The sequence below is a fragment of the Streptomyces mirabilis genome (assembly GCF_039503195.1).
GTDB lineage: Bacteria > Actinomycetota > Actinomycetes > Streptomycetales > Streptomycetaceae > Streptomyces > Streptomyces mirabilis_D.
Genome location: NZ_JBCJKP010000001.1, coordinates 3,134,007 through 3,156,761 on the forward strand (window position 1 = coordinate 3,134,007; position 22,755 = coordinate 3,156,761).

Annotated in this window: 16 protein-coding genes and 2 pseudogenes; 4 read left to right on the forward strand and 14 right to left on the reverse strand. The window is 70.5% G+C overall.

Features of this window, described 5'->3' with window-relative positions; genetic code table 11:
• Window positions 1-26: 26 nt before the first annotated feature.
• The 11 genes and pseudogenes from ftsZ to rsmH form a co-directional block, all read right to left on the reverse strand.
• The gene (gene ftsZ, locus AAFF41_RS14850) at window positions 27-1,220 is read right to left on the reverse strand and encodes a cell division protein FtsZ (RefSeq protein ID WP_060902082.1); all 1,194 of its coding nucleotides are present in this window, start codon (window positions 1,218-1,220) and stop codon (window positions 27-29) included.
• A 275-nt stretch (window positions 1,221-1,495) separates the two neighbouring features.
• Complete coding sequence (locus AAFF41_RS14855; protein WP_343324062.1) at window positions 1,496-2,281, reverse strand: cell division protein FtsQ/DivIB; 786 nt, start codon at window positions 2,279-2,281, stop codon at window positions 1,496-1,498.
• A 25-nt stretch (window positions 2,282-2,306) separates the two neighbouring features.
• Window positions 2,307-3,398, reverse strand: coding sequence for an undecaprenyldiphospho-muramoylpentapeptide beta-N-acetylglucosaminyltransferase (murG, locus tag AAFF41_RS14860; protein ID WP_319748360.1), 1,092 nt, complete (start codon window positions 3,396-3,398; stop codon window positions 2,307-2,309).
• A gap of 6 nt (window positions 3,399-3,404) precedes the next feature.
• Window positions 3,405-4,771, reverse strand: a pseudogene (gene ftsW, locus AAFF41_RS14865) (putative lipid II flippase FtsW).
• A 120-nt stretch (window positions 4,772-4,891) separates the two neighbouring features.
• Entirely contained in the window at window positions 4,892-6,316 is a 1,425-nt protein-coding gene (murD, locus tag AAFF41_RS14870) for a UDP-N-acetylmuramoyl-L-alanine--D-glutamate ligase (RefSeq protein WP_343324063.1), read from the reverse strand.
• Window positions 6,298-7,368, reverse strand: a complete 1,071-nt coding sequence (gene mraY, locus AAFF41_RS14875; protein WP_177323990.1) for a phospho-N-acetylmuramoyl-pentapeptide-transferase — start codon at window positions 7,366-7,368, stop codon at window positions 6,298-6,300. Before mraY ends, murD begins: the two co-directional genes overlap by 19 nt.
• Window positions 7,368-8,798, reverse strand: coding sequence for a UDP-N-acetylmuramoyl-tripeptide--D-alanyl-D-alanine ligase (locus AAFF41_RS14880; RefSeq protein ID WP_343324064.1), 1,431 nt, complete (start codon window positions 8,796-8,798; stop codon window positions 7,368-7,370). The genes mraY and AAFF41_RS14880 overlap by 1 nt, the downstream gene beginning before the upstream one ends.
• Before the next feature lie 4 nt (window positions 8,799-8,802).
• Window positions 8,803-10,323, reverse strand: coding sequence for a UDP-N-acetylmuramoyl-L-alanyl-D-glutamate--2,6-diaminopimelate ligase (locus tag AAFF41_RS14885; protein WP_319748364.1), 1,521 nt, complete (start codon window positions 10,321-10,323; stop codon window positions 8,803-8,805).
• Between the two features lie 227 nt (window positions 10,324-10,550).
• A complete protein-coding gene (locus AAFF41_RS14890) occupies window positions 10,551-12,503 on the reverse strand; it encodes a peptidoglycan D,D-transpeptidase FtsI family protein (protein ID WP_343324065.1) in 1,953 nt (650 codons plus the stop codon).
• 5 nt (window positions 12,504-12,508) lie between these two features.
• Window positions 12,509-13,108 (reverse strand): cell division protein FtsL, encoded by a 600-nt coding sequence (gene ftsL / locus AAFF41_RS14895; RefSeq protein WP_319752456.1) that lies wholly within the window; start codon window positions 13,106-13,108, stop codon window positions 12,509-12,511.
• A gap of 22 nt (window positions 13,109-13,130) precedes the next feature.
• Window positions 13,131-14,087, reverse strand: a complete 957-nt coding sequence (gene rsmH, locus AAFF41_RS14900) for a 16S rRNA (cytosine(1402)-N(4))-methyltransferase RsmH (protein WP_343324066.1) — start codon at window positions 14,085-14,087, stop codon at window positions 13,131-13,133.
• A gap of 436 nt (window positions 14,088-14,523) precedes the next feature.
• Between rsmH and AAFF41_RS14905 the strand changes: the two genes are divergently transcribed.
• The 4 genes and pseudogenes from AAFF41_RS14905 (at window position 14,524) to AAFF41_RS14920 (ending at window position 20,119) form a co-directional block, all read left to right on the forward strand.
• Window positions 14,524-15,072, forward strand: a complete 549-nt coding sequence (locus AAFF41_RS14905) for a beta-class carbonic anhydrase (RefSeq protein WP_054231499.1) — start codon at window positions 14,524-14,526, stop codon at window positions 15,070-15,072.
• A 265-nt stretch (window positions 15,073-15,337) separates the two neighbouring features.
• A complete protein-coding gene (locus tag AAFF41_RS14910) occupies window positions 15,338-16,375 on the forward strand; it encodes an AAA family ATPase (protein WP_054231500.1) in 1,038 nt (345 codons plus the stop codon).
• Window positions 16,375-17,735: pseudogene (locus tag AAFF41_RS14915) on the forward strand (DUF58 domain-containing protein). The gene AAFF41_RS14910 and the pseudogene AAFF41_RS14915 overlap by 1 nt, the downstream one beginning before the upstream one ends.
• Complete coding sequence (locus AAFF41_RS14920) at window positions 17,732-20,119, forward strand: transglutaminase TgpA family protein (protein ID WP_319752459.1); 2,388 nt, start codon at window positions 17,732-17,734, stop codon at window positions 20,117-20,119. The pseudogene AAFF41_RS14915 and the gene AAFF41_RS14920 overlap by 4 nt, the downstream one beginning before the upstream one ends.
• A gap of 278 nt (window positions 20,120-20,397) precedes the next feature.
• Here AAFF41_RS14920 and AAFF41_RS14925 read toward each other — a convergent pair whose 3' ends face one another.
• The 3 genes from AAFF41_RS14925 to AAFF41_RS14935 all read right to left on the reverse strand — a co-directional run bounded on the left by AAFF41_RS14925 (window position 20,398) and on the right by AAFF41_RS14935 (window position 22,601).
• Window positions 20,398-20,793 (reverse strand): DUF3040 domain-containing protein, encoded by a 396-nt coding sequence (locus tag AAFF41_RS14925; protein WP_060902071.1) that lies wholly within the window; start codon window positions 20,791-20,793, stop codon window positions 20,398-20,400.
• A 275-nt stretch (window positions 20,794-21,068) separates the two neighbouring features.
• Complete coding sequence (locus AAFF41_RS14930) at window positions 21,069-21,839, reverse strand: methyltransferase (RefSeq protein WP_097284314.1); 771 nt, start codon at window positions 21,837-21,839, stop codon at window positions 21,069-21,071.
• 177 nt (window positions 21,840-22,016) lie between these two features.
• Window positions 22,017-22,601 (reverse strand): SAV_6107 family HEPN domain-containing protein, encoded by a 585-nt coding sequence (locus AAFF41_RS14935; protein WP_319752460.1) that lies wholly within the window; start codon window positions 22,599-22,601, stop codon window positions 22,017-22,019.
• Window positions 22,602-22,755: the final 154 nt, after the last annotated feature.

Genomic DNA, 22,755 nt, shown 5'->3' on the forward strand with positions numbered 1-22,755 from the left:
GGTGCTCGTTTCGGAGCGATGTCCTATCACTTCAGGAAGTCCGGCACGTCCAGCTCCTCGGCCGCGCTGTCCGAGTAGGCGCGGGACGGCGGGACCGGCGGAGCGACCTGGACCTCGTTGACCGGCTCCGGGGTGGGCTCCGGGGCCTCCTTCGGCGTGACGCTGCCGAGCGAGCCGAAGGACGGACGGCTCTCGGCGGCCCGCACCTGCGCGGGCTCCTCGCGCTGCTTGGCGGAGGTGGAGCCGAGGATGTTGTCCCGCTTGGCCGGCGGCTGGCCGCCGTCGAAGCCGGCGGCGATCACGGTGACCCGCACCTCGTCGCCGAGCGCGTCGTCGATGACCGCGCCGAAGATGATGTTGGCCTCGGGGTGTGCGGCCTCGCTGACCAGCTGGGCGGCCTCGTTGATCTCGAACAGGCCGAGGTCGGAGCCGCCGGAGATGGAGAGCAGGACGCCGCGTGCGCCGTCGATGGACGCTTCCAGGAGCGGCGAGGAGATCGCCATCTCGGCCGCCGCCACGGCGCGGTCGTCGCCGCGGGCGGAGCCGATGCCCATGAGCGCGGAACCCGCCTCGGACATCACGGACTTCACGTCGGCGAAGTCGAGGTTGATCAGACCGGGCGTGGTGATGAGGTCGGTGATGCCCTGAACACCGGACAGCAGGACCTGGTCCGCCGACTTGAAGGCGTCGAGGACGGAGACCTGGCGGTCCGAGATGGACAGCAGCCGGTCGTTCGGGATGACGATGAGGGTGTCGACCTCTTCGCGGAGTTCCGCGATGCCGTCCTCGGCCTGGTTGGCCCGACGCCGTCCTTCGAAGGTGAAGGGGCGGGTGACCACGCCGATGGTGAGGGCGCCGAGCGAGCGGGCGATGTTGGCCACGACGGGCGCGCCGCCGGTGCCGGTGCCGCCGCCTTCACCGGCCGTCACGAAGACCATGTCGGCCCCCTTGAGGACCTCCTCGATCTCCTCGCGGTGATCCTCGGCCGCCTTGCGGCCGACGGCCGGGTTGGCTCCGGCGCCGAGTCCGCGCGTGAGTTCGCGGCCGACGTCGAGCTTGACGTCGGCGTCGCTCATCAACAGAGCTTGCGCGTCCGTGTTGATGGCGATGAACTCGACGCCCTTGAGACCGACCTCGATCATCCGGTTGATGGCATTGACACCACCGCCGCCGACACCGATGACTTTGATGACTGCGAGGTAGTTCTGCGGTGCTGCCACGTCGAAGGCCTCTCGCCTCGAGTTACGTGTCGTCGCCTCGCACGCTCGCGATCCGACGACTGATGCCGAATGGGACGGTCCGAACGCCGACCCGAACCCTAACGCTGAAGTTTAGGGTTACCAGTGTGTCTGTTCCTTGGACTCTTCCGAACAGGACACTAAGTCGACAAGTGGCGCACGTTCAACGAACACGCCGAACCTCCCGTTTTTCTTTTCACCCTATGTGATCAGCCGTAGCGCTGCCCAACCAGGGTGCTGGCCTGCGCTGATGTGCGTCAACTCCCCGATGACGCAGGGGCGATGGGGGCGCTCACATCGAAATGCCGGGCCCCTGGAGCTGCTTTCATGAGAGCGGTGAGCGTCCTGGCCTTCGCGCGGCCCTTCTCGCCGCTCCCCCACTCGACGCTGCGTCCGCCACTCAACTCCAGCGAGATCGAGTCGTACGAACGGACCTTGACGATCCGGGTGTCGCGACGGACCGCGGCCGGAATGTCCCCCGCCACCCCCACCGCCTCGCGCACCAGCCGGTCGACCGGGAAGCGGCGCAGTACGGCCGCCTTGGACACGGCCAATTCCAGTGTGGGCACACCCCTCGGGGCGGCCGAAACCGTCGCGAAACGCACACCCTTGGCGTCCACTTCGACGTACTTGCCGCCGTTTCCGCTGTTTTTGAGAATGAGCACCGGGGTGCGTTCGGTCACTTTCAGCCCGATTCCGTGCGGCCAGGATCGGACGACATCAACCGAGTCAATTCGGGGCAATGTGCGGCGCAATCGCGCCTCGACGGCGTCGGTATCGATCGAAATCAGCGGCGATCCGACCGCCACGTCGGCCGCGTCGAGCACTTGCCGGTCCGTCAGGACCCGCACCCCGGAGACCGACACCTTCTCGACCCGCAGCCACGGCGAGCCGTAGAGCAGCCAGAGCGCGGCTGCCGTCGCCAACACCACCGCGACCAAAAGGATGATGAGCATACGAAAGCGACGCAGCCGCCTGAGGCGGGGCGAGCCGGACTCCACCTTCTGCCGTTCACCGCGCTCGGCGGTCGTCGGTCCGGCCACGCTCCCTGCCTTCCCTCATGCGGTCCTAGCGGTGGCGAGAGGCGATCGCCTCGTACACCATGCCGACGAGCAGGTCGTCGGCGTCCCGGCGGCCGAACTCGCTGGCGGCGCGGGACATCTCGTACAGCCGGTGCGGGTCGGCGAGCACGGGCAGCACGTTCTGCTGAACCCACGCAGGCGTCAGCTCCGCGTCGTCGACAAGGAGACCGCCACCGGCCTTGACCACCGGCTGGGCGTTCAGCCGCTGCTCGCCGTTGCCGATGGGCAGCGGGACGTAGGCGGCGGGCAGCCCGACGGCGGAGAGTTCGGCGACGGTCATCGCGCCCGCGCGGCAGAGCATCATGTCGGCCGCGGCGTACGCGAGGTCCATCCGGTCCACGTACGGTACCGGGATGTACGGGGGCATTCCCGGCATCTGGTGGACCTGCGGCAGTTCGTTCTTCGGGCCGACCGCGTGCAGGATCTGGATACCGGCCTGCTGGAGGTAGGGAGCCGCCTGCTGGACGACCTCGTTGAGGCGCCGCGCGCCCTGCGAGCCGCCGGAAACCAGCAAGGTCGGCAGCGAGGGGTCGAGACCGAACGCGGCGCGCGCCTCGGGGCGTACGGCGGCCCGGTCGAGGGTGGCGATCGAGCGGCGCAGCGGGATGCCGATGTAGCGGGCGCCGCGCAGCTTGTTGTCCGGGGTCGAGACGGCGACCTGCGCCGCGTACCGGGAACCGATCTTGTTGGCGAGGCCCGGCCGGGCGTTGGCCTCGTGGATCACGATCGGCACGCCGAGGCGCTTGGCCGCGAGGTAGGCGGGCAGCGCCACATAGCCACCGAAGCCGACGACCGCGTCCGCCTTGGTGCGCTCCAGGACCTGCTCGGCCGCCTTGATCGTTCCGCGCAGCCGCCCCGGGACGGTGATCAGCTCGGGTGTGGGCCTGCGGGGCAGCGGAACGGCGGGGATCAGCGCGAGTTCGTAGCCCCGCTCCGGTACGAGCCGGGTCTCAAGTCCGCGTTCTGTGCCCAGGGCCGTGATCCCCACGGTCGGGTCCTGCCTGCGCAGGGCGTCCGCGAGGGCGAGCGCGGGCTCGATGTGGCCGGCGGTCCCCCCGCCGGCGAGTACGACATGCACCGAAATTCACCGCTCTCCGGACGAACGCGCCGCCGAGGCACGCCGTCGCATCGTGTTCCATCTCCGAGGCCCCGCGGCCCCCGCGGAGCCTCTCACCGCAGCACGCTTTCTACCAAAGCGGGGTTGCCGCATCGCAAGCGCCGCCCGCGCAGCGGGCTCGTCGCGTGCGAAGGCGATCAGCAGCCCGATGGCGAACATGGTCGGCAGCAGGGCGGACCCTCCGTAGGAGAACAGCGGGAGCGGGACTCCGGCGATCGGCAGCAGACCGAGCACCGCACCGACGTTGATCACGGCCTGGGCCGTGATCCAGGTGGTCACGCCTCCCGCGGCATACCTCACGAAGGGGTCCTCCGTGCGTCCGGCCACGCGGATACCCGCATAGCCTAGAGCCGCGAAGAGGGCGAGCACCGACAACGTCCCCGCCAGGCCGAGTTCCTCCCCGGTGATGGCGAAGATGAAGTCGGTGTGGGCTTCTGGGAGTTGGCCCCATTTTTCCACACTGGCGCCGAGGCCGGAACCGAACAGTCCGCCGGAGGCCAGCGCGTAGATGCCGTGCACGGCCTGCCAGCAGGTGTCGTTCGGGCCGGGTTCGGTGGCGCCGATGCAGGCGAGCCGGGACATCCGGTTGGGGCTCGTCTTGATCAGGATGAAACCGATGGTCACGGCGACCGCCAGCACGCCGCCGAACAGCCGCGTGGGCGCCCCGGCCAGCCACAGCAGCCCGAAGAGGATGGCGGTGAGGATGATCGCCGTGCCCATGTCGCCGCCGAGCATGATCAGCCCGAGCAGCAGGAAGGTGCCCGGGACGAGCGGCACCAGCATGTGCTTCCACTGCGCGAGCATGCCCTTGTCCTGCTTGCGGGCGAGCAGGTCGGCGCCCCACAGCACGAGCGCGAGCTTGCCGAACTCGCTGGGCTGGATCTGGAACGAGCCGCCGAGGGAGATCCAGTTCTGGTTGCCGTTGACCGCCATCCCTATCCCCGGGACCTGCACGAGGATCATCAGGAAGACCGCGCCGGCCAGGATCGGATACGCCAGCGCCCGGTGCAGTTTCACCGGTACCCGCATGGCGATCAGGAGCAGCACGGTGCCGATGGAGGCGGCGAGGAACTGTTTGCGGAAGAAGAACGACCCCGGCAGCGACAGCTGCAGCGCCGTGATCATCGAGGCCGAGTAGACCATCACGAGGCCCAGCACGGTGATCAACAAGCTGCTGCCGAAGATCAGATAGTACGCGGTGAGCGGGCGGTCCCAGGCCTTGCGGGCGCGCAGGACGAGCAGGCGCAGGGTGTTGTCGCGTGGGGAACGGGGGCGTCCGGCGGGGCGCCGTGGGGCACGCTGGACGGGGGACGGCCAGTACGGCTACCGACCATCACCGGCTCCGTCCGCCATGCCCCGGGAGGGCGTCCCACAGGGCGATGGGGGTCCCCACAATGGCGTCACGCGTCCCTCCCAAGGGTCCCGGGCGCGCCCGGACCGTCCGAGACCCGCCGTCAGGCGCTCGCGTCGAGTTCGCGGACCGCCTCCGCGAACGCGTCCCCGCGCTTGTTGTAGTTGGCGAACATGTCCATGGAGGCACAGGCAGGCGCCAGCAACACCGTGTCGCCCTTGCGGGCGAGCCCCCGCGCCTCCCGAACCGCCGCGAGCATCGCCCCAGTGTCGGTCCGGTCGAGGTCGACGACGGGTACTTCCGGCGCGTGTCGCACAAGGGCTTCACGGATCAGAGCCCGATCCGCGCCGATGAGCACGACGCCCCGAAGTCGCTCGGCCGACTTGGCGACCAGCTCGTCGAAGGTCGCGCCCTTGGCGAGCCCGCCCGCGATCCACACGATCGACTCGTAGGCAGCCAAAGAGGCTTCCGCGGCATGCGTGTTGGTCGCCTTGGAGTCGTCGACGTACGCCACGCCGTCCACGTCGGCGACGTGCGCGATGCGGTGGGCGTCCGGCGTGAAGGCCCTCAGCCCGTCCCGTACGGCCGCGGCGGGCACCCCGAAGGCGCGGGCCAGGGCCGCCGCCGCAAGGGCGTTGGCGATGTTGTGCGGGGCGGGCGGCTTGACGTCGGAGACCTCGGCGAGTTCCTGGGCGTTCTTCTGCCGGTTCTCGACGAAGGCGCGGTCGACCAGGATGCCTTCCACGACGCCCAGTTGGGACGGTCCGGGGGTGCCGAGGGTGAAGCCGACCGCCCGGCAGCCCTCTTCGACGTCCGCCTCGCGCACCAGGTCCTCGGTGGCCTTGTCGGCGAGGTTGTAGACGCAGGCGACCCGATTGCCTTCGTAGATACGGCCCTTGTCGGCGGCGTACGCCTCCATGGAGCCGTGCCAGTCGAGGTGGTCCGGTGCCAGGTTCAGCACGGCGCCCGAGTGCGCGCGCAGCGACGGCGCCCAGTGCAGTTGATAGCTCGACAGCTCCACCGCCAGGACGTCGTACCGCTCCTCGCCGAGGACCGCGTCGAGGAGCGAGACCCCGATGTTGCCGACGGCGGCCGTGCGCAGCCCGGCCGCCTTCAGGATCGAGGCGAGCATCTGCACGGTCGTGGTCTTGCCGTTGGTGCCGGTGACGGCCAGCCAGGGGGCCGCGTCGGGACCTCTCAGCCGCCAGGCCAGTTCGACGTCGCCCCAGACCGGGACGTCCGCCGCGGCGGCCGCGGCGAACAGCGGCTTGTCCGGCTTCCAGCCGGGCGCGGTGACGATGAGCTCGGTGCCCTCGGGCAGGGTGGCGCCGTCACCGAGACGCACGGTGATGCCGAGCGCCTCCAGCTCCGCGGCCTGCGCCCGGGAGCGCTCGTCGTCGCCGTCGTTGACGACCGTGACGACGGCGCCGAGACCGTGCAGCACCTTGGCCGCCGGGATGCCGGAGACGCCGAGCCCGGCGACGGTGACGTGCTTGCCCTGCCAGTCGGTCACTTCTTGGCTGCCCATCCTGCGTAGAAGAGGCCCAGACCCACAATGACGCACATGCCCTGGATGATCCAGAAGCGGACCACGACAAGGACTTCGGACCACCCCTTTAGTTCGAAGTGGTGCTGGAGTGGTGCCATGCGGAAGACGCGCCTGCCGGTGAGCCGGAAGGAGCCGACCTGGATGACGACCGACATGGTGATCAGGACGAAGAGGCCGCCGAGGAGCGCGACCAGCAGCTCCGTGCGGGAGCAGATCGCAAGGCCGGCGAGCGCGCCGCCGAGGGCCAGCGAGCCGGTGTCACCCATGAAGATCTTGGCGGGCGAGGTGTTCCACCACAGGAAGCCGAAGCAGGCTCCCATCAGGGCGGAGGCGACGACGGCGAGGTCGAGTGGATCTCGTACCTCGTAACAGGCGGCCGGGTTGGTCAGGGTCTGCGCGTTGGCGCAGGACTCCTGGAACTGCCAGACACCGATGAAGGTGTACGCGCCGAAGACCATGGTCGCGGCGCCGGTGGCGAGACCGTCCAGACCGTCGGTCAGGTTCACGCCGTTCGACATGGCGAGAATCATGAACAGGGCCCAGACCACGAAGAGCACCGGGCCGATGGTCCAGCCGAAGTCCTCCACGAAGGAGAGCCTGGTGGAGGCCGGGGTGTTGCCGTGGTTGTCCGCGAACTGCAGCGCGAGGACCGCGAAGGAGATGCCGACGATCAGCTGACCGGCCATCTTCGCCTTGGCCCGCAGACCGAGCGAACGCCGCTTGACGATCTTGATGTAGTCGTCCAGGAAGCCGACCAGGCCCATGCCGGCCATCAGGCCGAGCACCAGCAGACCCGAGAAGGTCGGCGGCTTGCCCGTGATCACCTTGGACAGGAAGTACGCGATGATCGTCGCCAGGATGAAGGCGATACCACCCATGGTCGGAGTACCGCGCTTGCTGTGGTGCTCCTTCGGGCCGTCGTCGCGGATGTACTGCCCGTAGCCCTTGCGGGCCAGCAGCTTGATCAGCAGCGGGGTCCCGATCAGGGTCAGGAACAGACCAATGACTCCTGCGAACAGGATCTGGTTCATCATCGGGCCGCGACCTCACCCTCGGCACCGCCGTCGAGCAGCGCCTGCGCCACCCGTTCGAGCCCGACCGACCGGGACGCCTTCACGAGCACGACGTCCCCCGGGCGCAACTCGCTGCGCAACAGGTCGACAGCCGCCTGTGCGTCGGACACGTGCACCGACTCCTCACCCCACGAACCCTCGTTATATGCGCCCAGTTGGAGCCAGGAAGCTTCCCTGCCCCCGACCGCGACGAGCTTGCTGACGTTGAGTCGGACGGCGAGCCGCCCGATCGCGTCGTGCTCGGCGAGCGCCTCGTCCCCGAGCTCGGCCATCTGGCCGAGCACCGCCCACGTCCGACCCCCTTGTGCCTGTGAGGCTTTGCCCATTGCCGCGAGCGCGCGCAGGGCGGCTCGCATGGACTCGGGGTTCGCGTTGTAGGCGTCGTTGACGACCGTCACGCCGTCCGGGCGCTCGGTGACCTCCATCCGCCAGCGGGAGAGGGAGCCCGCCTCGGAGAGCGCGAGGGCGATCTCGTCTGCGGACATGCCCAGCTCATGGGCGACGGCGGCCGCGGCGAGCGCGTTCGACACGTGATGCTCACCGTACAGGCGCATGGTCACATCGCTGCACCCGGAGGGTGTGCGAAGCCTGAATGCGGGCTGTCCAGAGTCCGTGAGACGGACGTTCTCGGCACGTACGTCCGCTTCGCCGGACTCTCCGAAGAGGATCACGCGCGCTTTCGTCCGGGACGCCATGGCGCGTACGAGGGGGTCGTCGGCGTTGAGGACGGCGACACCGCCCGCTTCCGATGGCGGAAGGCTCTCGACGAGCTCTCCCTTCGCCTGTGCAATCTGTTCGCGGCCGCCGAACTCACCGATGTGGGCGGTCCCGACGTTCAGGACGAGGCCGACCCTCGGTGGCGTGAGGTGCGTGAGGTAGCTGATGTGGCCGATGCCGCGGGCGCCCATCTCCAGGACGAGGAACCTGGTCTCGTCGGTGGCGCTCAGCGCGGTCAGCGGCAGCCCGATCTCGTTGTTGAGCGAGCCGGGCGTGAAGACGGTCGGCGCCTTGCTCCGCAGGACCTGGGCGATCAGGTCCTTGGTGCTGGTCTTGCCCGCGGAGCCGGTGAGGGCCACGAGGGTCGCGCCGAGGCGTTCGACGACGTGACGCGCGAGGGCCCCCAGGGCCGCCTGCACGTCCGCGACGACGATCGCGGGCACGCCGACGGGCCGGGAGGCCAGTACGGCGACCGCGCCGGCCGCGACGACGGCCTCGGCGAAGTCGTGGCCGTCCACGCGCTCCCCGACGAAGGCGACGAAGAGGCTGCCTGGCTCCACTTCACGGGAGTCTCTGACGACCGGTCCGGTGACCTGTACCGCCGGATCCGGTATGTCGTACGTCTGCCCGCCGACGACTGCTGCGATCTCGGCGAGAGAGAGGGCGATCACAAGTTCATCCCTGGGTCTTCTGGATAGCTTCGCGAAGCACCTGGCGGTCGTCGAAGGGACGCACCACCCCGGCGATGTCCTGGCCCTGCTCGTGGCCCTTGCCCGCGACCAGCACGGTGTCGCCGGGCCGCGCCAGGGCGACGGCGGCGGCGATGGCGGCGGCCCGGTCCTCGAAGACCTGGACCTCGCCACGCTCGTGCGCCGGCACCTCGGCGGCGCCCGCGAGCATCGTCGCGAGGATCGCGAGGGGGTCCTCCGAGCGGGGATTGTCCGATGTCAGTACGGCGGTGTCGGCGAGCCGCGCCGCGGCGGCGCCCATCGGCATCCGCTTGGTCTTGTCACGGTCGCCGCCGCAGCCGAGCACGACGTGCAGCCGGCCCTCGGTGACCTTGCGCAGCGCGCGCAGGACCGATTCGACGGCGTCCGTCTTGTGGGCGTAGTCGACGACCGCGAGGTAGGGCTGGCCCACGTCCACACGCTCCAGGCGGCCCGGCACGCCCGGGACGGCGGCGATGCCGTCGGCGGCGGTCTGCGGGTCGATCCCGGCGACGGCGAGGGCGACGATCGCGGCGAGGGTGTTCGCCACGTTGAAGGGGCCCGCGAGCGGCGACTTGGCGGTGATCCGCTCGCCCTTGGGGCCGACCGCGACGAACGCCGAGTCCATCGGGCCGACCTCGACCTCCTCGGCGCGCCAGTCGGCGTCCGGGTGTCCTTCGGCGGAGAAGGTGACGACGGGGACGGTGGCCTCCTCGACCAGCCTGCGCCCGTACTCGTCGTCGAGGTTGACGACGCCGAGTTTGCTGCGTTGCGGTGTGAACAGCTGCGCCTTGGCCCGGAAGTAGTCCTCCATGTCGGAGTGGAACTCCATGTGTTCCGGGCTGAGGTTGTTGAAGACGGCGATGTCGAAGACACAGCCGTCGACCCGCCCGAGGACCAGCGCGTGGCTGGAGACCTCCATCGCGACCGCGTCGACGCCACGCTCGCGCATCACCGCGAACAGCGCCTGGAGGTCGGTTGCTTCGGGGGTGGTGCGCTCCGACTTGATGCGCTCCTCACCGATACGCATCTCCACGGTGCCGATCAGGCCGGTGGAGCGGAGCGTTTTCAGCCCGCCCTCGACGAGATAGGCCGTGGTGGTCTTGCCGGAGGTGCCGGTGATGCCGATCTGGAGCAGATCGCGCCCCGGGTGGCCGTAGATGGTGGCCGCGAGCTCTCCCATCAGGCCGCGCGGGTCGTCGACGACGAGGACCGGCAGCCCGGTGGCGGCGGCGCGCTCGGCGCCGGTCGGGTCGGTCAGCACGGCGACCGCGCCGAGACCGGCCGCCTGCGTCACGAAGTCGGCGCCGTGCAGGCGGGCGCCCGGCAGCGCGGCGTAGAGGTCTCCGGGGCGCACCGCGCGGGAGTCATGGGTGATGCCCGTGACCTCCGCGCTCGACGCCGGGGCGGTGGCACCCAGCTGATCGGCGAGCTCCGCGAGGGGTGTGGCGGAGTTCTGGACCGGTCGCGGCGGCCCCGGATATGTCACAGGAACGCCCTTCTGGGTGGTTTGGGACTGATCAGCGTGTGGCACGGCGGTGAGCGTACCGGGCCCACCCCCGCCGGAGCGAAGCGAGGGGCGTGGCGAGCCGTGGTTCCCGGAATCCGGGGTGATCGTTGTCACGAGCTGGTTCCTGGTCCGTTGTGCGTGCGGTCTTGTCCGGGTCCTGGCCGGACCCTGATCAAGTCCTGATCAGGGAATATGGCCGGAATCGATCACGGCGTGAAGGTCACGGGCAGATTGGCGGCCCCCGCTCCGGTGGGCGGGACCTGGAGGGTCTTGAGCGCGAACTCCATGACCTGCTTGTAGATGGGTCCGCAGATCTGGCCGCCGAAGTAGCTGCCCTTCGTGGCGTTCTGGATGGCGCAGTAGACGGTGATCCGGGGCTTGTCGGCGGGGGCGAATCCGGCGAACGACGAGGTGTAGCCGTGGTACTTGCCAGTGGCCGGATCCACGCGGTTGGCCGTACCCGTCTTGCCCGCGACCCGGTAGCCGGGGATGCGCGCCTTGGCGCCGGTGCCCTGCTCGTCGTCCACGACGGACTCCAGCATCTGGGCGAGGGTCTTGGCCGTCTTCTCGCTCACGACCCTCGTCTTCTTGGGCTGGGCGGACGGGGTGAACCGGCCGTCGGGCCCCTTGGAGCCGCGCACCAGCGTCGGCTCGACGCGTACACCGCCGTTGGCGATCGTCGAGTAGACGGAGGCCGCCTGCATCGCGTTGATCGACATGCCCTGGCCGAAAGGAATCGTGTACTGCTGGGAGGTCGACCACTTGTCGGCGGGCGCGAGGATGCCCTTCGTCTCGCCGGGGAAGCCGAGCCCGGTGTAGCTGCCGATGCCGAACTTGCGCAGATACGAATAGAGGACCTGGTTCGCCTCCTTCTGCGTCTTGCCGAGCTGGCCGGTCGCCAGGATGGTGCCGATGTTGCTGGACTTGGCGAGCACGCCGTTGAGCGTCAGGTTCCAGGTCGCGTGGTCGATGTCGTCCTGGAAGAGGCGGTCGCCGCGGTGCAGCCGGTTGGGCACGACCACGTGGGTCGCGGGCGTTGCGGCGTTCTCCTCCAGTACGGCTGCCATCGACATGACCTTGGCGGTGGAGCCGGGTTCGTACGCGTCCTGGAGGGCCGCGTTGCCCAGGGCCGCCGCGTTGGCCTGGGTGAGGTCGTTGGGGTCGAAGCCGGGCGAGTTCGCCATGGCGAGGATCTCGCCGCTGCGGGCGTCCTGCACGATCACGTACCCGCGGTCCGCCCTGGACGCCTTCACCTGCTGGGTGATGGCGTTCTGCGCGGCCCACTGGATGTCGCGGTTGATGGTCAGCTCGACGTCGGAGCCCGCCACGGCGGGAGTCTCCGTCGACCCCGCGGTCGGCACCTGACGGCCGCCGGACTGGGCGTAGCGGATCTTGCCGTCCTTGCCGGCCAGTTCCTTGTTCAGCTTCTGCTCGACTCCGCCGCCGCCCTTGCCGTCGGCGTTGACCCAGCCCAGTATCCCGGCGGCGAGATCGCCGTTCGGATACACGCGCTTGCTGGCCGGGACCGCGACGACGCCCGCGAGGAAGTTGACGGTGCTCTTGTCGGTCTCCGCCTTGACCGCGAGCGTGTTCCTCAGGTCCTTGATCTGCTTCCAGACCTGGGGGGTCTGGCGGTGCGCGAGCAGGGTGTAGCGGGTGTTCTTCGTACGGAGCTTCTTGGCGACGGTGTCCACGTCCTGGCCGAGGATCGGTCCGAGCAGTGCCGCGGCCTGCTCGGGCGCGTCCGTCACCTTCGTCGTGTCCTGCGTGAACATCGTGGGGTCGGCCGTGATGTCGTACGCGTCCACGCTCGTCGCGAGCTCCACGCCGTTGCGGTCCGTGATCCCGCCACGGGTGGCGGCCAGGGTGCGGCCGACGTAGCGGTTCTGCTCGGCCTTCGCGACGTAGGCGTTGGCGTCCACGGCCTGCACCTGGAGCAGGCGTACGACGAAGGCGATCATCACCAGTGTCAGGGCGAGGCTGACCATGCGCAGCCGGGGGCGGGGGCTGCCCAGCCGCAGGGCCTGCGGGCCGCCGGGCCGGGGCGCGCCCGGGCGGCGTGCGGGGCGGGCGCCGGGGCCCGGACGCCGCTGGCCGCCGGGGCGTACGGGCCTGGCGGGGCCGGGCACACGACGGCGCGGCGGTTCCCTGTCGGACACTTCCGTCACCTGCCGGGGGTCGAGGAGGGCTGCGCGGACGGGGTGCGGGCGGGGGTCTGCGGGGTCGGGGTCCGCGGGGTCGAGGTCTGCGGAGCCGGGGTCTGCGGAGCCGGGGTCTGCCGTGTGGCGGTGCCTGCGGAGGGGACGGCGGCCGCCGGGGCGCTGGTGGCCGGGGCCGTGGTCTGCGTGAGGGCGAGGACCTCGGGCGGACGGACCACCGGGTTGCGTGCGGAGGACTGCTGGGCGGCCGTTCCGGGGACGCCCTTGACGCTGCCGTCCGGGTTGAGGAAGGCCGGGTCGCCGCCGGGCACCATGCCCAGCTCGCGGGCGCGGCGCTGGAGGGCGTCGGGCGCGGAGTAGGTGTCCACGTCCCGCTGCAGCGCCTGCTCCTCGTCGGTGAGGCTCTTGGTGTCCCTCTGCAGGTCGTCCAGGTGGAACGAGCCCTCGCTCAGGGCGGAGTTCAGCACGAGGAGGCCGATCAGGCCACCGCCGAGCAGGAGCACGACGAGCAGGACGAAGGGGGTGCGGGCGGCCTGGCCCCCGCCGGCGGGAAGAAGCCGGGCGAGCCGGGCGGCCCGCCCCCTGAGTTCGGGTTTCCTACTCACTCGCTCTCCCCCTCCTGGTGCCTCACTCGGCGTCCTCGCGGATGCGCTGAGCCCCGCGCAGTCGTGCGGGAGCCGCTCGCCGGTTCTCGGCGACCTCTTCCTCGGTGGGAAGTTCGGCACCGCGGGTGAGCAGCTTGAGCCGGGGCTGGTAGCGCTCGGGCACGACCGGCAGACCGGGCGGCGCGGTGGTGGCGGCACCGGCCGCGAACACCTGCTTGACCAGCCGGTCCTCCAGCGAGTGGTACGACAGGACGGCGATCCGGCCGCCGACGGCGAGCGCCTTCACGGCCGCGGGAATCGCCCGTTCCAGGACGCTGAGTTCTCCGTTGACCTCGATGCGCAACGCCTGGAAGGTGCGCTTGGCGGGGTTGCCGCCGGTGCGCTTGGCGGCCTGCGGCAGGGAGTCGCGGATCAGCTCGACGAGCCGCGCGCTGTTGCTGAAGGGTTCCTTCTCGCGTTCACGCACGACGGCGGAGACGATCCGCTTGGCCTGCTTCTCCTCGCCGTAGGCGCGCAGGATCCGCACCAGTTCGCCCGGCGGGTAGGTGTTGAGCACCTCGGCCGCGCTGATGCCGGTCGTCTGGTCCATCCGCATGTCGAGCGGGGCGTCCTGGGCATAGGCGAAGCCGCGGTCGGCCTCGTCGAGTTGCATGGAGGAGACGCCCAGGTCGAACAGGACGCCCTGGACACGGGGGATGCCGAGGCGGTCGAGCACCTCGGGCAGTTCGTCGTAGACCGCGTGCACGAGGGTGGCACGGTCACCGAAGGGGGCGAGCCGCTCTCCGGAGAGGCGCAGTGCCTCCTTGTCGCGGTCGAGGGCGACGAGACGGGCCTCGGGGAACTGGGCCAGCAGCGCCTCGCTGTGGCCGCCGAGTCCCAGGGTGCAGTCGACGACCACGGCGCCCGGCTCGGCGAGGGCCGGGGCCAACATGTCCAGGCACCGCTGGAGCATCACCGGGACGTGTCGACTCTGGCTCAAGGGGCCCTCTCAGATCCGGCGCGGCCGTACGCACCGCCGGGTCCCCACCCGCTCGAGAAGGGGAGGCCTGCTGGCGCCGGGTGAGTGGCGTCAGCCGACCGGGAGCGGGAGGAGGCCGAGCCGTACGTACGCGCCGCGCACGCGGGGGAGACGCCGGAAAATCGCCGGGTCTCCAGGGGAAAGCAGTCCAGCAGGGAGAGCCTCGTCTCCCGCTTCGCGTCACTTTAGTCCACGGTGTCTCGCGGTCAATCAACCGGCATGCGCGTCGCGGACCACTCCTCCACGAACCCCCGGTCAAAGCTGTAAATCAGCGAAAATCACCTATCCAGGCGATCTCTAAACACCCATGTGGGTTACCTCACAACAAGACGCGATGACGTTCTTTGTCCCTTCTCACAGCAGGACTACTTCGTACCTGACCAGTAACGTCATAGCTATGACGACTTCTGCATCCGTACCCACAGAGCCCGAAGACGCCATAACCACGAGCGGCGGCGTGACCGACCGTCTCGTCGAGGCGAACCAGCAGTACGCCGGCGCGTTCACCGATCCCGGGATGGACGCGCGCCCCGTGCTGCACGTCGCGGTGGTCGCGTGCATGGACGCCCGGCTCGACCTGCACGCCGCGCTCGGCCTGGAGCTGGGCGACTGCCACACCATCCGCAACGCCGGCGGCGTCGTCACCGACGACGTGATCCGCTCCCTCACCATCAGCCAGCGGGCGCTCGGCACCCGCAGCGTCGTTCTCATCCACCACACCGGCTGCGGCCTGGAGTCCCTCACCGAGGAGTTCCGGCACGACCTGGAGATGGAGGTCGGCCAGCGCCCCGCCTGGGCGGTCGAAGCCTTCCGGGACGTCGAACAGGACGTACGGCAGTCGATGCAGCGCGTGCGCACCTCACCGTTCCTCCTGCACACGGACGACGTGCGCGGCTTCGTCTTCGACGTGACGACGGGTCTGCTGCGCGAGATCGACCCCGCCTGAACGCTCCCACCGGGCCCCTCGTAAAACTTCCTGGGGCCCTCGTGGGACCCTCGCTTCACGAAAAAACCCCGACCCACCGGCGCCCAAAGGGTCGCAAGACCTGACATATCGCAGCCAGTTATCCACAGGCGAGTGACACGAACCGGTAACGGCAACAAGAATGCGGTTGTGGCGTCACGCGGAACCACTCGCGCGTGGTGTCCGTGTTTCGGGGTGGGCCGGTCCGCACAGGGCGTCGGCCCGAGAACGGGCCGAGGAGGGCCGGGTGACGACCTATGACGATCGAGCGAGCCTTACAGATCTGACCGCCACTGTGGAGCGTGTCCGCAGTTCGGTGGAAGGAGTGATCGAAGGCAAGCCTGAGGTCGTACGGCTTTCGCTGACCGTGCTGCTCGCCGAGGGACATCTTCTGATCGAGGATGTCCCCGGCGTCGGCAAGACCATGCTGGCCAAGGCTTTGGCACGGTCCATCGACTGCTCGGTGCGGCGTATCCAGTTCACGCCCGACCTGCTGCCCTCGGACATCACGGGTGTGTCCATCTGGGACCAGCAGCGCCGGGACTTCGAGTTCAAACCGGGTGCGATCTTCGCCCAGATCGTGATCGGCGACGAGATCAACCGCGCCTCCCCCAAGACGCAGTCCGCTCTCCTGGAGTCGATGGAGGAGCGCCAGGTCACCATCGACGGGCAGACCTACGAACTGCCCAGCCCCTTCATGGTGGTGGCCACGCAGAACCCGGTCGAGATGGAGGGCACCTACCCGCTGCCGGAGGCCCAGCGCGACCGCTTCATGGCCCGCGTCTCCATCGGCTACCCCAGTGCGGAAGCCGAACTCCAGATGCTGGACATCCACGGCGGGATCTCTCCGCTGGACGACCTCCAGCCGGTGGCGCACGCGCACGAGATCGTGAAACTGATCGACGCGGTCCGCACGGTCCACGTCGCGGAGACGGTCCGGCGGTACGCGGTGGATCTGGTCGCCGCCACGCGCACCCACCCCGACCTCAGACTCGGCGCCTCGCCGCGTGCCACGCTGCATCTGCTGCGCGCGGCGAAGGCCTCCGCGGCGCTCAGCGGCCGGGAGTATGCGCTGCCGGACGACATCCAGGCACTCGCCGTGGCGGTCCTGGCCCACCGTCTGCTCCCCACGGCCCAGGCGCAGTTGAACCGTCGTACGGCCGAGCAGGTCGTCCAGGAGATCCTTCAGCACACCGCCGTTCCCGCGGCACCCCAGCAGCAGCCGGGCTTCACGATGGGCCGCGGCGCGCCCGCGTTCGGCCAGCAGCCGCCCCGGAGGCTGTGATGACGTCCGGGGGGACCGGCGACGCCGAGGAGGACAAGGGCGGGCTGCGCACCGCGCTCACCGGTCTCACCACCCGTGGACGCTCCTTCCTTGCCGCCGGCATCGCGGCCGCGATCTGCGCGTACGTCCTGGGGCAGAGCGATCTGCTCCGGGTCGGCCTGCTCCTCGCGGTCCTGCCGCTGGTCTGCGCGACCGTGCTGTACCGCACGCGCTACCGGGTCGCGGGCAGTCGCCGGCTCTCCCCGGGCGGGTACCGGCCGGTTCCGAGGCCCGCGTCCATCTACGGATGGACAACGTCTCACGGCTGCCCACCGGCCTGCTGATGCTCCAGGACCGGGTGCCGTACGTGCTCGGCCCACGGCCCCGGTTCGTCCTGGACCGGGTGGAGGCGGGCGGCCGGCGTGAGGTGTCCTACCGGGTCCGCTCCGATCTGCGCGGCCGCTATCCGCTGGGTCCGCTGCAACTGCGTCTGACGGACCCGTTCGGGATGTGCGAACTGACCCGCTCCTTCTCGACGTACGACACCCTGACGGTCATCCCGCGCGTGGAACCGCTGCCGCCGGTGCGGCTGACCGGTGAGGCGAAGGGGTACGGCGACGGGCGCCAGCGCTCGCTGGCGTTGGCCGGCGAGGACGACATCATCCCGCGCGGCTACCGCTACGGCGACGACCTGCGCCGGGTGCACTGGCGCCTGACCGCGCGCTACGGCGAACTGATGGTCCGTCGCGAGGAACAGCCGCAGCGCTCCCGCTGCACGGTGCTGCTCGACACCCGGGGCATCGCCTACGAGGGCGCCGGCCCGGACTCCGCCTTCGAGTGGGCGGTGTCGGGCACGGCGTCGACGCTGGTGCACATGCTCGAGCGGGGCTTCTCGGTGCGGCTGCTGACCGACGACGGCAACTCGGTGCCCGGCGAGGGCGCCGACGGCTTCGCGGGCGCGAGCCAGGAGTCGGCGGACGCGGCCGGACTGATGATGGACACGCTCGCGGTCATCGACCACTCGGACGGCGCCGGGCTCTCCCGGGCCTACGACGTCCTGCGTGGAGGCAACGAAGGGCTGCTGATCGCCTTTCTCGGCGACCTCGACGAGGAGCAGGCGACGGTGCTCGCCAAGATGCGCCAGCGCAGCGGCGGGGCCGTCGCCTTCCTGCTGGACAGCGAGACCTGGGTGCGGGAACCGACCGACGTCCCCGGCCCGTTGGACAGGAGCGAGGATCGACTGCGCATGCTGCGCGAGGCGGGCTGGACCGCCGTGACGGTGCCACGGGGGGCGGAACTCGCCGATCTGTGGCGGCAGGCGGACCGGCAGCGCACGGGTGCCGCCTCGACGGGGAGTACGGCTGGGGGTGGACGATCATGAGCGGGCGGGCTCGCCTGACGCTGTATTCGGCGGCGGCCACACTGATGGCGGCGTGCGCGCTGCTGCCGCTGGTCCAGCCGGCGACATGGTTCCTCCAAGCGGTGTTCCTGCTGGCCCTGCAGTCCGGTGTGGGCGCCCTGACCCGGCGGGTTCCGCTGGCCCGGCCGCTGACGGTGGCGGCGCAGGCGCTGGTGACGCTGATGCTGCTGACTCTGGTCTTCGCCCAGCAGCAGGCGCTCCTCGGCTTCGTCCCGGGACCGGAGGCGTTCCGGCACCTCGGCGATCTGCTCCGGGCGGGCACGGACGACGTCGGGCGGTACGCGATTCCGGCGCCGCTGTCCGACGGCATCCGCCTGATGCTGATCGGCGGTGTCCTGGTGATCGGGCTCGCGGTGGACACCCTCGCGGTGACGTTCCGCAGCGCGGCCCCCGCCGGACTCCCCCTGCTCGCGCTGTACTCGGTCGCCGCGGGACTGTCGGGCGGCGGCTGGGCCTGGCTGTGGTTCCTGCTCGCGGCCACGGGCTATCTGATGCTGCTTCTGGCGGAGGGCCGCGACCGGCTCTCCCAGTGGGGCCGGGTCTTCGGCGGCGCGCCCCGCTCACAGGGTCTGGACGCCCCCTCGGGCACGGTCGCACCGGTCCGCACGGGACGGCGCATCGGCGTGGTCGCGCTGGGCGTCGCCCTGGCGGCTCCGCTCGCCCTGCCCGCCCTCGACGGCGGTCTGCTGGGCGTCGCGGGGGCGGGCGTCGGATCGGGTTCCGGGGGCGGCACGATCTCCGCGGTGAATCCGCTGGTCTCGCTCCGCGACAGCCTGAACGTGGACGAGGACCGCCAGGTCATGTCCTACCGCACCAACACCGAAGACACCCAGGACATGTATCTGCGGATCGTGTCCCTGGACGACTTCGACGGCACGGCGTGGAAGCCGGCTCAGCGACACATCCAGGACGTGCCGGACACGTTCCCGACGCCGATCGGCCTCGGGGCCGATGTCCAGCGCAGCGAGATCCAGACCCGCATCTCGGCGGCCGACTGGTACGCGCAGGACTGGCTGCCCATGCCGTACCCGGTCAGCAAGGTGAACATCGGCGGCAGTTGGCGGTACGAGCCGGTCGGGCGCACGCTCGTCGGTGACCACGGCCAGAACACGCGCGGCGTGCAGTACGAGGTGACGAGCCTGATCGTGCAGCCGACCGCGGCGCAGCTGGCGAACGCGCCGGAGCCGTCGAAGGCCCTGAAGCGCGAGTTCACCAAGGTGCCGTCGTCGCTGCCCGCGGTGGTGGCCGACACGGCGCGCAAGGTCACCGCGGGCTCGACGAACCACTACGAGCAGGCGGTCAAACTCCAGGACTACTTCGCGGTGAACGGCGGGTTCACCTACAACACCCAGGTGCAGGTGGGCAGCGGCTCGGCCGCGATCGCGCGCTTCCTGAAGGACAAGCAGGGCTTCTGCGTCCACTTCTCCTTCGCGATGGCCTCGATGGCGCGCACGCTGGGGATTCCGGCCCGGGTCGCGGTGGGCTTCACGCCCGGCTCCCCGCAGTCCGACGGTTCGATGTCGGTGGGACTGCGGGACGCGCACGCCTGGCCCGAGCTGTACTTCGAAGGGGTGGGCTGGACCCGCTTCGAGCCGACCCCGAACCGGGGCTCGGTGCCGTCGTACACCCAGCGGGACACGCCCGGGTCGGACTCACCGACGGTGCCGAAGCCGTCCACGTCGGCGTCCGCGGCGCCGTCCACCGCTCCCTCGGCCAGCGGCAACTGCCTGGCCGAGCAGAAGAAGCTGGATGCGTGCCCGAGCCAGTCCGCGCCGGCCACAGTCGGCTCGAAGGACGACGGCACTCCGTGGTTCCAGATCCTGGGCTACACACTGGCCGGGCTCCTGCTGCTGGTCCTACCGCTGCTGCCGATGCTGTGGCGGATCCGGCTCCGGTCCGTGCGGCTCGGTGCGCACGGCCGAGGTGAGGCGGACGCGCCCGCGTACACGCTGGCGACGTGGCTGGAGGTGACCGACACGGCGTGGGACTACGGAATCGTGCCGGACGAGTCCCAGACACCACGGAAGGCCGCGGCGCGGATCGTGCGCATCGGGCTCCTCGAAGCCGAGGCGTCGCAGGCGGTGCACCGGCTGGCCGCGGCGGTCGAGCAGGTGCTGTACGCCCCGCACCCCCGGCTGACGGCGGGGCTCGCGGAGGACGCCCGTCGTGTCACGGACGCCCTCGGCGCCCGGGCGAGCCGCACGGCCCGCCTGCGCGCCCTGCTCGCGCCCCGCTCAGCCGTCCGGGTGGCCTGGGCGGCGTCGGGCTACTGGGCGGCTGTGTCGGCCCGGCTGGCGGCGCGCAGAGAGTCCCTGCTGCGACGCCCTTCGGGGCAGAACAGCTGACGTCGCGTTGAACCATGTGGCCCGTGTCCCCGGCCGGGGACACGGGCCACATGTGGTGGGTGCGCGACCGGGACGGAGGACGCCGGTGGCGACCCGCCGGTACTGGCCGGCGTCCCCCAGGTTCGGTTCCCGTCGGCGTCACGCCGGTGCTTCACGCAGGCGCTTGACGTCGGCGCGGGCAAGACGCCCTGTCGGGGTACGACTGAGGGGGTGTCCCCACCCGGCCCGGGTGGGGACACCCCCTCACGCGTTGTCTTCGACTGCGGGCGCCCGCAGGGCTACTGCCCCTGCTCGTCTCGGCGTCGCTGCCAGCGTTGTTCGATGCGGTCCATCATGGAGCGGCGCTGTCGGCCCTGGTGGCGCGTGGCGGGTGCGCCGGGCGCGGCCGGCTGCTCACCCGGCTTGGGAGCCTTGCGCCAACCGGTGACGGCGAGCACCGCACAGCCCAGCATGACGAGAAAACCCACCACGCTGACCCAGATCTGCTTCGAGACCATTCCGGCCATGAGGAGCGCGATACCCACCAGAAAGCCCGCGACCGCCTGGTAGACCCGTCGCCGGGTGTACGTACGCAGCCCGCTTCCCTCAAGCGCTGTCGCGAACTTGGGATCTTCGGCGTACAGCGCTCGCTCCATCTGCTCGAGCATTCGCTGCTCGTGCTCCGAGAGCGGCACGGCGTCCTCCTCATCGTGCAGTCGCCGGGGCGACCGGGGGTCCCCTTCAGGATAGGCAGGGAATCGCCCCCGTGAAACCCGCCCCTCTGCGCCAATTCGCCAACCGGAACCCGCCATGGCACCCCGATTCACTGAGGCGTGCATTCCCCAGCAACCGGCCCGTCATGCCGGACGGTCTCCCTCGATCATACGGCGCCGAGCGCCCGATCGGGTGGCCTGTGGCGTACTCCATCTGCCGCCCCGCCCCTGATCAGGGGCGCAACATGGGAGGCGACTCAACCCTCGTCGGCCCCCTGTGCCTCACCGAGCACATGAAGCTGCGTGGCCACGGAGTGGAACGCGGGGAGTTCGGCGGCCGCCGCCTCGAGCTTCAGAAGGGCTTCCACGGCACCCGGCTCGGTGTCCACGAGGACGCCGGGGACCAGGTCCGCGAAGACCCGTACGCCGTGCACGGCGCCGACGCGCAGACCCGCGCCCTCGACGAGCGCGGTGAGCTGATCGGCGGTGAAACGGTGGGGTACGGGATCGCCCTCGCCCCAGCGTCCGTCCGGGTCGTCGAGCGCCTGCTTGGCCTCCTTGAAGTGGCCGGCGAGGGCGCGGGCGAGCACGGCGCCGCCCAGGCCCGCCGCGAGGAGGCTGAGAACGCCCTCGGGGCGCAGCGCGTCCACCACGTTGCGCACGCCGTCGGCGGGGTCGTCCACGTACTCCAGGACCCCGTGGCACAGCACGACGTCGTAGCCACCGCGCTCGACGACGTCGAAGAGGCCGTGGGCGTCGCCCTGGACACCCTTGACACGGTCGGCGACCCCGGCCTCGGCGGCCCGGCGCTCCAGCGCGAACAGCGCGTTCGGGCTGGGGTCGACGACGGTGACACGGTGACCGAGGCGGGCCACGGGCACCGCGAAGTTGCCGCTGCCGCCTCCGGTGTCGAGGACGTCCAGCGACTCCCGCCCGGTGGCCTTGACCCGGCGGTCGAGAGCGTCCTTGAGGACCTCCCAGACCACGGCGGTACGGAGAGAAGCGCGAGGGCGCGTCGGGTCCGGCACGGCAGTTGACTCCTCGGAGCGGCACCGCCTCTTGCGCGGCGGAGCGATCGGGGGGCCTCCCGGCAGGAGGCTTCAGGCGTCTCCACCCTATTGCCTCCGCCGTCGTACCCGACCCTCCGTCTCACCCGGCGGATCACGCGTCGGATCAGGCATGGGATCAGGCGTCGGATCGCGGGGTCAGCTCGCGTCCGGGACCTCCCTGTCCGCCCTGTGCTTCCTGCCCTCCCCGTCTCCGTCGCCCTCCTCCTCTCCGTTGCGACGGGGCTGGGGCAGTACGGGTTGCAGCACCAGCATCCGCTCGACGAGGCGCAGGAACATCGCCACGTCCCGTATCAGGTCGTCGGCGTCGCGGGTGCCGGCCGCGCCCCGGATACCCGCCTCGGCGCGGGCGCGCCGGTCGGCTCCGGAGGCGAACAGGGCGCTCCACTCGGTGAGTTCGGGCGCGATCTCGGGGAGCACTTCCCAGGCGCTCCGGATGCGGGCGCGGCGTCGGGGCGTGGGCTCCGGGCGGCCCCGGGCGGCGAGGACGGCGGCGGCGGTGCGCAGGGCCGCCAAGTGCGCCGTCGCGTAGCGCTCGTTGGGTGATTCCAGGGCGGTCGCCTCGTCGAGGCCGGCGCGGGCCTGGGCGAGCAGGTCGAGGGCGGCGGGCGGGGCCGTGGCCCGGCGGAGCACGGGGTGCACGTCGCTCGCCGGGCCGGTCAGTGAGGGGGCAGGGCCGGTGGCGCGGCGCCGGTGGGCGGCTGCTGCGGAAGAGGTGGCCATGACGAACCTCCTGTCGTCTGTGTGACGGCACTGTGGCCGTATGTGCCCACCGTGAGGTATGCCACTGACAATCCGTTCTGACCTGGGCCTTTGCTTCGATCGAAGGTTCGGGTTAGTTTTTGCACTGACCAGTCAGTTCAAAAATGTTCAGGGG